General features: G+C 75.3%; 7 protein-coding genes. 4 read left to right on the top strand and 3 right to left on the bottom strand.

Annotated elements, in window-relative coordinates; translation table 11 throughout:
• Window positions 1–153 precede the first annotated feature (153 nt).
• Window positions 154–2175: an ABC transporter permease gene (locus ACFXDJ_RS09115; protein ID WP_384848571.1), complete on the top strand. Its 2022-nt coding sequence runs from the start codon at window positions 154–156 to the stop codon at window positions 2173–2175.
• 80 nt (window positions 2176–2255) lie between these two features.
• A complete protein-coding gene (locus ACFXDJ_RS09110) occupies window positions 2256–2759 on the top strand; it encodes an FBP domain-containing protein (RefSeq protein WP_384848568.1) in 504 nt (167 codons plus the stop codon).
• On the opposite strand, the gene ACFXDJ_RS09105 is transcribed toward ACFXDJ_RS09110, so the two are convergent.
• Both ACFXDJ_RS09105 and ACFXDJ_RS09100 read right to left on the bottom strand, forming a co-directional pair.
• Entirely contained in the window at window positions 2749–5502 is a 2754-nt protein-coding gene (locus ACFXDJ_RS09105) for a phosphodiester glycosidase family protein (protein ID WP_384848565.1), read from the bottom strand. The genes ACFXDJ_RS09110 and ACFXDJ_RS09105 overlap by 11 nt on opposite strands.
• A gap of 63 nt (window positions 5503–5565) precedes the next feature.
• The gene (locus ACFXDJ_RS09100; protein ID WP_384662997.1) at window positions 5566–7662 is read right to left on the bottom strand and encodes a SpoIIE family protein phosphatase; all 2097 of its coding nucleotides are present in this window, start codon (window positions 7660–7662) and stop codon (window positions 5566–5568) included.
• Window positions 7663–8493: 831 nt separating this feature from the next.
• Here ACFXDJ_RS09100 and ACFXDJ_RS09095 point away from each other — a divergent pair.
• Both ACFXDJ_RS09095 and ACFXDJ_RS09090 read left to right on the top strand, forming a co-directional pair.
• Window positions 8494–9378 carry an SPFH domain-containing protein gene (locus ACFXDJ_RS09095; protein ID WP_384848562.1) on the top strand — a complete coding sequence of 295 codons (885 nt, stop codon included), beginning with the start codon at window positions 8494–8496 and terminating at the stop codon, window positions 9376–9378.
• A gap of 30 nt (window positions 9379–9408) precedes the next feature.
• Entirely contained in the window at window positions 9409–10344 is a 936-nt protein-coding gene (locus ACFXDJ_RS09090; RefSeq protein ID WP_384848559.1) for a C40 family peptidase, read from the top strand.
• A gap of 81 nt (window positions 10345–10425) precedes the next feature.
• Here the strand turns inward: ACFXDJ_RS09090 and ACFXDJ_RS09085 are convergent, their stop codons facing one another.
• A complete protein-coding gene (locus ACFXDJ_RS09085) occupies window positions 10426–11766 on the bottom strand; it encodes a DUF6777 domain-containing protein (protein WP_384663705.1) in 1341 nt (446 codons plus the stop codon).
• Window positions 11767–11983: the final 217 nt, after the last annotated feature.

Genomic DNA, 11983 nt, shown 5'->3' with positions numbered 1-11983 from the left:
CGGCGCCGCCGCTCTCCTGGACGCCCGGGCCGGGGGGCCCGGCCCCCCCCACACCCATTGGCCGGGCGGCCCCCCGCCGTTTGTCCGGCTTCCGCGGGGCGCCCCCACTACGCTTCACCCCGCCGCCACAGCTTCCCCAGCCAGGAACCCGATATGAGCAGACTCCGTACCCACCGCGCCCGGCCCCCCGTGGCCCTCGCGCTCCCCGCGCTGCTCGCCGTGGCGTTCCTGCTGATGCCGCTGATCGGCATCCTCACCCGGACCCGGTGGAGCGAGCTCGGCGCGCACCTCACCAGCCCGGGTGTGGTGGAGGCGCTCAGGCTCTCGCTGCTGGTGTCCCTGTGGGCCCTCGGCCTCTCGCTCCTCCTCGGGGTGCCGCTCGCCTGGCTGCTGGCCCGCGTCGAGTTCAAGGGCAAGGCGCTGGTGCGCTCGCTCGTCCTGCTTCCCATGGTGCTGCCGCCCACCGTCGGCGGTGTGGCCCTGCTGCTCGGATTCGGGCGGCGCGGGCTGCTCGGTCCCTGGCTGGAGGGCACCTTCGGCATCACCCTGCCCTTCCACACCTCGGGCGCGGTCGTCGCGGCCACGTTCGTGGCGATGCCGTTCCTCGTGATCAGCCTGGAGGGCGCGCTCGGCGGCCTGAAGCAGAGCTACGAGGAGACCGCGGCCTCCCTCGGTTCCACGCCGGTCCGCGTGTTCTTCACGGTGACGCTGCCGATGGTGGCCCCGGGCCTGATCGCCGGCGCCGCGCTGACCTGGGCCCGCGCGCTGGGCGAGTTCGGCGCCACCATCACCTTCGCGGGCAACCTGCCCGGCACCACCCAGACCCTGCCGCTCCAGGTCTTCCTGCTGCTCCAGGACCAGCCCGAGGCCGCCACCTCCGTATCGCTGCTGCTGCTCGCGATCGCCATGGCCGTACTCATCGGCCTGCGCGGCCGGTGGACGGGGACCCCCGTCGCCCGCGGCTCCGCCGAAGCGCCCCCGATCGCCGAGGAGGCGCCCGGTCCGCACCCGATGGACGGCGCGGCCCCGCTGAACGGCGCGGCTCCGGCGGATGCGACGGACCCGGCGGGTGCGAGGGACCGGGTGGGCCCCGTAGACCCGTCCGCTCCCGCTGATCCGCTCTCCGCGCCGGCGGCTGCCGCCTGGCCGATGCACGCCGCGGTCACCGGCTTCAACGAGCTCACCCTGGACGCCGAACCCGGCACCACCATCGCCGTGGTCGGCGAGAACGGCGCCGGCAAGACCACCCTGCTCCGGGCCCTCCTCGGCCTGACCCCCCGCGCCCACGCCGAGCTCCGCCTCGGCGACACCGACGTCACCGCGCTGCCCCCGCACAAGCGGCAGGTCGCCTGGGTCCCGCAGGACGGCGCGCTCTTCCCCCACCTGAGCGCACTGGCCAACACCGCCTACGGGCTGCGCGCCCGCCGGGTGCCGCGCGCCCGGGCCCGCGCCGAGGCGCAGGCCTGGCTGGACCGGCTCGGCGTCGGCCACCTCGCCCACCGCAAGCCCGCCCAGCTCTCCGGAGGCCAGGCGCAGCGCGTGGCCCTGGCCCGCGCCCTGGCCGCCCGCCCCCGGCTGCTGCTCCTCGACGAACCCCTCGCCGCCCTCGACCAGACCACCCGCGCCCACGTCCGCCACACCCTGCGCACCCACCTGGCCGGCTTCGGCGGAGTCTGCCTGATCGTCACCCACGACCCCGTCGAGGCCGTCTCCCTGGCCGACCGCGTCCTCGTACTGGCCGACGGCCGCACCCTCCAGGACGCCCCGCCCTCCGAAGTCACCCGCCACCCCCGCTCCCCGTGGGTGGCCCGCATGCTCGGCCGCAACGCCTGGCCCGGGACGGCGTCGGCCGACGGGCTGGCGCTCGCCGGCGGTGGCCGCCTCGTAGTGGCCGAGGCGCTGCCCGAGGGTGCGCAGGCGCTCGCGATCATCGCCCCCGAGGCGGTGTCCGTACACCGGGACCGTCCGGGCGGCAGTCCCCGTAACGTCTGGCCCGGCACCGTACGGGAGATCACCTCGGTCGGCAGCCGGCTGCGCGTGCTGGTCGGCTCGGCGCAGGCGCCCGACCTGGTCGCGGAGATCACCCCGGAGGCAGCGGCCGAGCTGGGCATCGTCGACGGCGCCGAGGTGTGGACCAGCGTGAAGGCGACCGAGGTCACTCTCGTCCGCCTCTAGACGGCCTGGCGCTGCGGCCGGCGTCCCGGCCGGGAAAACGGCTGGCCAGGGCCCCGTACCGGCACGTACCGTGCGTTTCCATGGACCCGCTCAACGACCAACAGATCCGCTCTTCCTTCGTGAACTGCACCAAAGGCGAGGCCGCCCGCCTTAAGCTGCCGGCCGACTTCGCCGAACTCCCCTGGCAGGACCTCGACTTCCTCGGCTGGGTGGATCCGGGCGCCCCGCAGCGCGCGCACCTCGTACGGCCCGCGGCGGACGGCGGCGCCGTCGGCATCTCGCTGCGCGTACCGGCCGCGAACCGCGTGGGCGGCTTCAAGTCGAGCATCTGCCAGATCTGCCTGACCGGCCACGCCTCCTCCGGCGTGACCCTCCTCGTCGCCCCGCTCGCGGGCGCCCGCGGCCGCGAGGGCAACACGGTCGGCACGTACGTCTGCGCCGACCTCGCGTGCTCCCTCTACATCAGGGGCAAGCGGCAGCCGAAGCTGAGGACCAGGGGCTTCGAGGAGACGCTGACGGTGGACGAGAAGATCGCCCGCACCCTCGCGAACCTCGACGCGTTCACGGCCAGGATCACCGGCTGAGTACGGACGGCAGTTCGGGCGGCAGTACGGAGAGCCAGTCGCCCGCCGCGAAGGCGTCCGCGCCGATCAGGGTGCGGCCGGTGCGCGGGGTCGCGAGGGTGAGGACGCCCTCGGTGCGGCCGGCCGCGAAGCGGGGGGCTTCGAGGGTGATGACGGCGGCCCGTTTGCCGGTGGTGCGCCGGAACTCCGCAAGGTAGCGCAGCTCCAGGGCGGCCTCCTTGTGGTCCACGGCCCGCGGCGCGTACGGCTGTACGAGGGCCACCGCGCCCGTGCCCGGCTCCCGGGCGGCGGTCGCGAGAGCGGCGCGCAGGGCCGTGATCCGCGCGAGGCCGCCGCCGTCGAGGGTGCGGAGCCTGGCGTCGAGCGGAAGGAACCGTACTCCCCGGTGGACGAAGGCGGGGCGGCCGGCGCCGGTCAGCGCGAAGTCGGCGCCCGGGGCGGCGGCGTCCGTGGGCTGGACCGCGAACCGCCAGGGCCTGGAGCGCACTTGGGCCGCCGTGGCCACGATCGGATCCGGTGCGCCGACGGTACGGACGAACCCGGTCGGCGGGGTCCGGGCCGTCAGCGTGTCCAGGAGCAGCCGTGCCGGGCGCGGGCCGGCGACCGCCGAGAGCCGGGTCACGGTGTACGGACGCTCCGCCGTCGCCGGGAGCGGGAGGCTGATCTCCCGCCAGCCGGTCCAGTCCACGGCGGGCCCTCGGAGCGTGACGACTCCCCCGTCCGCGTCGGCGAGTTCCACGGCGGGCCGGGCTCCGGAGCCGTCGCCGCCGACCCAGAGGGAGAGCGAGCGGGCCAGCTCCGGCACCTGGAGCGGCCGGGGCGGGACCGCGGCGGCGGTCCGCGCGGGGTCCGGGGCGGCCGGTCCGTCCGCGGCTGCGGGGAGCGTGAGGGCGAGCCCCCGGCCGGGGTGACCCTCCGCCGGGGCGGCCCCCCGGCCGGTCCACCGGCCGGCGTCTTCGAGATCCGCGAGCGGACGGTCCGACAGCCCTACCCCGAGGGCCAGTTCGGCCGCGACGGCTCGGTTTCCCTTTACGCCGGCGCGCAGTTGACCGGTGGCGTGCGGAACCCTGGCGGTCACGGTGAATCCGCCGCGCCCGTCGGCGGCGACGCTCCACTGCGAGCGGTCGAACTCCAGTGACACGTCCCGGGGTTCGATGGTGGCGGCGGCGCCCTGCGCGTCGTACCCGGTCAGGGTGAACCGGGCGCTCTCCCCCTCCTTCGCGAGCCCGATCCGGTCCGGGGTGGCCCGGACCCCGGCCAGCGGGCCGAGGACGTCCAGGCCGAGGGTCCCGTCGGCCGTCCCGCGTCGGGCGTGCACGTCGACCCGGCCGGGGCGCAGCCCGCGCAGCACCCCGGCGGAGTCGATCCGCGCACGGCCTCCCCCGGCGGACCAGTCGGGGGCGGCCCCGGTCGCCCCTGCCGCCCCTGACACGGGGCCGAGCGCGGCGTCGTACGGGGTGGCGGTGAGGGTGCGGCTGAGCCCGGGGAAGAGCCGGGCGGGGCCGTCGCCGCCGCCCAGGGGCTCGACGCGGTACCCGGCGGCCCGGCCGGGACCCGCCGGGGCGGTCAGGACGAGGCCGTTGGGGACCGGGCGGAGGCGGCCGTCGGACGGGGAGTTCTCCAAGGTCAGAGCGGTGTCACCGGTCAGGGCGGCGAGCAGGGTGGAGGATCCGCCGCCGTCCAGGTTGAGGGCCTCGTAGGCGCCGAGCCGGTGCATCATCCGGCCGAGCTCCGTCAGCGTCAGGCCGCCGCTGTCGCGCTGTCGGCCGTCCACGGTGACCAGGCGCAGCCGCCGGCCGTCGCGGGAGAACCCGGCGGCGGTGCGCGGGGCGGCGGTGTTGTTCGGCTCGCCGTCGTGGTTCTGCGCGACCCCGGCCACGACGAGCGCCTCGCGGCCGCCGACGGCGCCGACCGGGAGCGGGCCACCCCCGGGCACGACGGGCCGGGCGGTCACGGCTACCGCGTCCCCGGGGCGCAGGGCGGCGAGTTCGGTCGCCGCCGCGCCGGCGGCGACCAGCAGGGTGGTCCCGGGTGCGGGGCGCTCCCGGCGCGCGGGCCGGCGTACGGCCGCCCGTACGGCGGCCACCCGGCCTTCGCGCAGTTCCACGGCCGCGCCGAGCGCGGGGAGTTCGGCTGCCGGCCAGTCGGCGGTGTAGGCGGCGAAGCCCTCGGCGGGGGGCCGGGCCGTGTTGTATCCGGCGAGCGGGCGGACCGCGCCGCCGGGCAGGGTGACGCTCCCGTCGAGGTCGATGCGCAGCACCCGGCCGGTGCCGTCCGCGCCGAAGCCGACCGCCCGGCCCGCGCCCGGGGAGGCCGCGTGCAGCAGTCGGCCGGCGCCGATGCCGGGGCCGAGGGGGGCGCCCGTGCCCCGGATGTCGAAGAAGTCCCCGTTGACCGCGGCGACCACGCGACGGCCGGGCCCGGCGGGGTGACGGGCGGCGGAGTCGGCGACGGTGGCGACGCCGCGGCCGCCGAGGTACTCGGTGCGTACGCCCGCGCCGGGCCCCGCGAGGTCGACGTCGAGCTCGTCGATCCGGAGCCATCGGTCGGCTTCGAGCCGGTCGTACGATTCCAGCCGGATCCCGGGGGCGACCTGCCGGGAGGTCCGGGCGGTCTCGATCCCGTCGCCGTCCGGGCCGGCAGCGGCGGCGAGGGCCGCGGGGGCGGCGAGGGCCGTCGGCGCGGCGAGGAGCACGGTGAGCAGGACGGGCAGGAGCGGGCGGAGCGGGCGCAGGTTCGGCACCCAGGCAGGATCGACCCGGCGGACACATACAAGCCGACAAACACAGTGCGGGCGCGGCCCGAATCAGCCATTCGCACCCGGTGAGCCCGGCGCGGGCCGGTCCGGGATGGAGAACTCGCACCACACGCACTTCCCGCCGCCCCTCGGCTCCACTCCCCAGGCATCCGCCAGCCGGTCCACCAGCAGCAGCCCCCGTCCCGACACCGCCCAGTCGCCCGCCTCGCGCTGCCGCGGCAGGGCACTGCTGGTGTCCTCGACCTCGATCCGGATCCGCCCCTCAGGGGTCAGCCGCATGCTGACCTGCCCGACCCCGTCCGTGTGGACCAGCGCGTTGGTCATCAGCTCGTCCGCCGCCAGCTCGATCTCGTCGGCCTGGTCCCACGCCCCCCAGGCCGCTACCGCCGCCCGGATCAGGTGCCGGGCCATCGCCGGCGCGTCGGTGTCGCCGGGGTTCAGGCTGTGGCGCAGCGGGCCGCCGCCGCGCGGGGCGGGGGTGCCCCGGCGGCGCAGCAGGAGCAGGGCCATGTCGTCGCCGCCGCCGGAGTCCCCGACCAGGTCGCACAGGAGGTCGGCGAGCTCCTCCACCTCGGCCGGGCCGGTCCGGACGGCCTCCATGAACTCCCGCATCCCGGTCTCGGAGTCCTGGCCGGGCCGGTCGGTCAGGCCGTCCGTGCACAGCAGGAGGGTGTCGCCGGGGTGCAGGTCGAGGCTGGTGACGGGGTATCCCGTGCCTGCGGGGCGGCCGTCCGGCCGCTCGCGCGCCGGCAGCCCCAGCGGCAGTCCGCCCACCACCTGGATCCGGTGGCAGCTGCCGTCGCCGCGCCGGACCACCGGATCGATGTGCCCGGCGCGCACCAGCCTGCTCGCGCCGGTGGTGAGGTCGATCTCGGCGTAGGTGCACGTGGCGAAGCGTTCCGTCTCCAGTTCCCGGAGGAAACCCGAGGCCCGCGCCATGGCCGCGCCGGGGGTGTGCCCCTCGGAGATGTACGCGCGCAGCGCGATCCGCAGCTGGCCCATGACCGCGGCGGCGTCCGTGTCGTGCCCCTCCACGTCACCGATCATCACGCCCACGCGGCCGCCGTCGAGCGGGATCACGTCGTACCAGTCGCCGCCGATGTCCCGCCCCATCCGGGCGGCCCGGTACCGTACGGCGATCCGCGCCCCCGCCACCTCCGGAATCCGGCGCGGCAGCATGGCCCGCTGGAGGCCCTCGGCGAGATCGTGCTCCTGCTCGAAGAGGATGGCGCGCTGGAGGCTCTGCGCTATGCCGCTGCCGAGGGCCATCAGCACGTTCTGCTCCTCGGCGGTGAAGTCGCCGTCGCGCGGGTAGAGCAGTCCGAGGGCGCCGATGGGCCGCCCCTGGGCGATGAGCGGCAAGTAGACCCCGCTGCGGACGTCCAGCGGCTCGATGTACGGCCACAGCAGCGGGTAGCGCCGCTGGAACTCCTCGCGGGAGCCGAGGTAGACCGGCCGCATATCCCGTACGGCCTCGCTCATCGGCAGCGGGGCGTCGATCCGCGTGTACTCGATCTCCGGGACGTACGAGCCGAGCTGCCCCTCCGCGACCAGGTGGATCCGGCCGCCGTCGACCACGCCCAGCATGATGCTGACCGCGCCGAGATGACCGAGGGCCTCGGGGTCCTTGAGGATGTCGGTGACGTCGTTGACCGTACGGGCGTGCGCGAGGATCGCCGTGGTCCGCTCGACGACCCCGGTGAGCCTGCGCCGGCCCTCGTCCCGCTCCCCGCCCGCCCCCGGTTCGCCCGGGTCGTGCGCGGCGTCGCGGATGATCCCGATGATCCGGTACGGGCGCCCCTGCGGGTCCCGCAGGATGTGGCCCTGGACGTGGGTCCAGCCCGGGGAGCCGTCCCGGGCGCGGCTGCGGAGGTAGATCCCGTAGTGACTGCTGCCGGCCTTGAGCGCCTGCGCGACCCGCGAGTCGAGCCGGACCTCCTCGCCGGGGGCGAGGCGGGGGCGCAGCCCGGCGGGGGTGCCGCTGAACTCCTCGGGGCGCATGTCTACGACCCCGAGAGCGGTGGCGTCCAGATACATCTGCCCGCTGTCGAGGTCCCAGTCGAAGGTGCCCATGCGGTTGAGCGCGAGGCTCGTGTCCGGCCGGGCGGGCCACTCGACCTGAGGGGTCACTCCCCTTTCGGCCACGCCTTCAGGGTCTCACCCTTCGGCCGGCCGCGCCGTTCGCACCGTCTGCGGCGTTCCGTGGCGTTCTGTGGCGTTCTGTGGCCTGCGGAGCACGCTGCGGCGTTCGCAATGCGCGCAGGTCCGGTCCGGCGTGTCGAGCGCATTATCACCCTCCGTATACGCTATTCGGCTCCACAATCGGTCTTTTATCTACGAAAAAGGACCAAAGTCCCGGCCTGTCGTGACCTTTGCCGAATGAACGACTTATACGATTTCGCGAAGATTGATCCAATCATGATCATCTTTACCGGCGTCAGAAGCCCTCCGACACAGGGCCGTTGACGCCACGGCTGTGTGGGGTGTGGCTTGTCGCAAGCGCCGAATACGACCGGAGGACCGGCCGACGGAAGGAAGGGAGGGGCGGAGGGAGGGACGGAGGGGCCGAGGGACGGGGCGCCCGGACCGGACCGAATATCCGTCGCGCCCGCCGGTGCCGGTGACACCCTCGACCTCGGCGAAGCCACCGGCGGCGCCCGGACCGGTCGCGGCAGCCTCGTGGTGCGGCCGTACCGGGATCCGCTCGTCCTCGGCCCACTCTTCCGCGACGAGGAAGCGGCCGACCCGCCCGCCTGGGCCGCCGGCGGCGGCAGCGACGGCACCTCCCCCGGCGGGCCCGGGGCCCACGCCTCCTCCGGCGGCCCGTCCCGCGCGGCCGGCCCTTCGGACTCCGGCACCCTCCGCCAGCCCGCCGTCCGCCCGTCCGCCGCACGGGGGTCGATACCCCGGCCCGCTTCTCCGACGGCTCCGACGGCCTCCCCACCCTCCTCACCCTCCCCGCGGACACTGCCCGTCGTGCTCGATCCCGAGCTCAACGAGCGACCCGCGCGGGCCTGTTCCGGCTGGTGGGCCCTGGCCGTCGCCGCGCTCGCCACGGGCGGCGCCGCCGTCCTCGCCCGGTACGAGGACCTCCGCCCCTCCGCCTCCCCCGCCGAGGCCTGGCCGCTCGCCGCCGTCGCCGGCTGCGCGTTCCTCACCCTCGCGGCCCTCTCCGGACTGCGCCGCGGCCGTACCGGCCACGCCTGGTCGCTCACCCTCTTCGGGCGCTACCGGGGCACGATCCGGCGCACCGGCCTCATCTGGTCCAGCCCGCTGCCCCGGCACGCGCGGGTCGACGTACGGCTGCGGCACTGGCGCAGCGAGCCGCTCTGCGTCGTCGACGCCGAGGGCACCGCGCTCCGGTCCGTGGTCCTCGTCGTGTGGCGGGTCAAGGACACCGCCCGCGCACTGCTCGCCGTGGACGACCACACCTCCTACCTGCGCGGACAGGTGGAATCGGCCGTCGCCCGGGTGCTCTCCCGGATGCCCGCCGACTCCTTCGACCCGGTGCCCGCAGAACCGGAGACCCTGCGCGACACCGAGGCCGTGGGCGACGAGCTGACCCGGATGCTCGCCGCCGAATGCAGGGCCGTGGGCATCGAGGTCTTCTCCGCCCGACCGTTGAGCGTCGAGTACGCGCCCGAGGTCGCCGCCGCGATGCAGCGCCGCCGGATCGCCTCGATCGACGCCCGGCACCGGGACTCCGTCCTCACCTCCGTCCTCGACGCGGTCGACGACACCGTTCACCGGATGTCGGACCGCGGGCTCGTGGGGCTGGACGACTACGAACGCAAGGCCCTGGTCAAGGACTTGACCGTGGCCTTCTACACGGCGCGCGGCCCTGCCGCCGACGCCCGCTGAAGAACACCCCCGATGGATAAGGAATCCCGCATGCGCACGCCCGAGTTCACCGAAGAGATACCCGACAGCTGTGACTGCGCCGGCTGCGCCCGGGGCACGACGGCCGTGACGGCCTCCGCCCGCCGCCGCTGCACCGTGCGCGGAGCCGTGGTCGCGGCCGTCGGTGCGACCATGCTGATGGGCACCGGCGTGGGCGCCGCATCCGCCGAGCCGGCCCCGGCCCATGCGGGCTGGGACGGTTCGAAGTACTGGTACAAGGACGCGACCGGCTGGTGGCGCTGGACGTCGCACTACGACAAGTACCTGGCGAACGGCGGCAGTTCAAGCGCCGGAAAGGCCTCTTCCTCGTCCGGCCCCTCGTCCGGCTCCTCGTCGTCGGTGCGCACCTCCGAGCCGACCTTCCGCGGCCGCGCGGGCTGGGACGCGACGGACCGGGTGTACTGGTACAAGGACGGGACCGGCTGGTGGCGCTGGACCAGCCACAAGGACAAGTACGAACGCTACGCGGGCGGTTCGGGTGGCGGCTCCGGTTCCTCCGGCGGCGGCTCGGGCTCCTCCAGTTCCTCCGGCGGCTCCTCGGGCGGGTCCGGCACCCCCGTGCGCCAGGGCACCGAGGGCGCCATCTCCTTCGCGAACAGCCACCTCGGCGACGACTACGTCTGGGGCGGCAACGGCCCGCACGGCTGGGACTGCTCGGGCCTGGTCCAGGCCGCCTACCGCTCCGCGGGCATCTCCCTCCCCCGCGTGGCAGACGACCAGTACCGGGCCACCACACCGATCTCCCGTTCCGAACTGCGCCGCGGGGACCTGGTGTTCTGGACCTCGAACGGCCGCGTCTCGGGCATCCACCACGTCGCCATCTACCTCGGCGACGGCAAGTACATCGAGGCCCCGCGCCCGGGGAAGCAGGTCCGCGTGTCCAGCTTCAGCGCGTACAACCCGAACATGTACGGCCGCGTCCGCTAACGCCCACCCCGTGCGATGACGCTCCCGAAGCCTCCCCGGGGCCACTTGGCCCCGGGGAGGCTTCGGCCTGCCCCGGCGGACTTACGGGACCACCGGAACCGCCGGGACGTCCGACATCGGCGGGCACGAACCGGTGGGCGCACCCGGCTCCGGGGGCGGGGTCACGGAGCCCGACGGCGACGGGCAGGGCGCGGCGGGCGGGGAGGAGGACGGCGGCGCGGAGGACGACTCGGCCACCGCCTGGGACTCGTACGCGGACGGTGACTGCGACGCGGACTCCGAAGGCGACTCCGACGCGTATCCCGAAGCGGACTCGGACGCCGAGGGCGAGACCGGCGGGGACTCCGAAGCCGACTCGGACACCGAGGCCGAGGGCGAGGGTGAGACCGAGGCCGACGGGGACTGCGAAGACGGCGGCGGGGACGTCACCGGAGGCGAGGTCACCGGCGGGGAAGTCACCGGCGGCAGGGTCGGGAGCACCGGCGGCGGGATCAGCTTGTCGTGCTTGCCGCGGTTGTCACCGCGGTCGCGCTCGTACCAGCGGCGGTCGTGGTGGTCGTAGATCACGATCGTGTTCACGATGGTCACGGACGGCGCGATGACCACGACCTGCGCGGGCCGGTACGAGGTCCAGGGCTGTCCGGAGTGCTTGGGATCGGCCCGCAGCGCCACCGGCGACCCCAGCGGGTTCCCGCACGCGCACCGCACCCTCGGCACACCCCGGTCGTCCACGAGCACGGCCGTCCCGGCCTGGAGCACGGCCTGGTAGGCGGTGGCCTTGCCGTCGCGGTAGCCGTGGTTGGTGACCCGGGTGTCCATCCGCAGCTGGACCGCGGTGAGCGAGCGCAGGTACCCGGGTACGGCCGAAGGCTGGAGGCCGAGCGCCGAGGCGAACGCGGCGTTCTTCGCCGGCTGCCCCGACAGCACCTTGATCTGCTTCTCGACGTCGCAGCTGGCCACGTCCTTGGATCCCCCGTAGAGGCCGGGCGAGGAGCCGCTGACGCTCCGCGTGACCGTGGCCCCGGTGGCGGGAGCCTCGGACGGCGGCAGGCCGCTTTCCGCCGGCGTGCTCTCCGGTGGCGGCGTGGCCTGCTCGGCGGCGGTGGACTCGGTGAAGGGGTCCGGCCCGGACGCGGCGGCCGGCTGGAGGAACACCTCGCCGCCCGCGGAGGTGCCGGTACCGCCGCCCGTCGGCCTGGTCAGCACGACGGCCAGGGTCACGGCGGCGGCGAGGGCCACCATCGCGGTGGCGAGCCGGGGAAGGGACCGCCACCAGGGCTTCGGAGGCGGCCCCGCGGAGGCCCCGCTCGAACCGCCCGGACCGCCCGGACCGCCCACGCCCCCCGGACCGCCCGGACCACCGCCGCTCCCGGGAGGTGCGGGCGGCGGCGGTGGCGGGAGTCCTTCACGCCCGCCCGACAGCGGCCCGGAAGGCGGACCCGTGGGGCGCCCGGACGGGGAAGGCCGCGAGGGCGCCCGCGACGGAGGCGGGGGCTGCGGCGGCTGCGCACCGGAGGGTTCAGTGGTCACGGGCTCTTCTTCCCAGGCGGAGGAGTCCGGTCCATATGGATGTTCCGCAGACCGTATACGGACATCTCCGGATTTCTTACGCTCCTGGCGACCATTGTGTGCGCCGTCC

The organism is Streptomyces sp. NPDC059443 (assembly GCF_042750105.1).
Lineage (GTDB): Bacteria > Actinomycetota > Actinomycetes > Streptomycetales > Streptomycetaceae > Streptomyces.
Note: the sequence above shows the minus strand (reverse complement) of the source record. Positions and strands in the feature narration are given on the sequence as shown.

What these genes read in the sequence shown, in the direction of transcription:
- ACFXDJ_RS09115 (WP_384848571.1), top strand. Translation starts at nt 154, where the DNA reads ATGAGCAGACTCCGTACCCACCGCGCCCGGCCCCCCGTGGCCCTCGCG.
- ACFXDJ_RS09110 (WP_384848568.1), top strand. Translation starts at nt 2,256, where the DNA reads ATGGACCCGCTCAACGACCAACAGATCCGCTCTTCCTTCGTGAACTGC.
- ACFXDJ_RS09090 (WP_384848559.1), top strand. Translation starts at nt 9,409, where the DNA reads ATGCGCACGCCCGAGTTCACCGAAGAGATACCCGACAGCTGTGACTGC.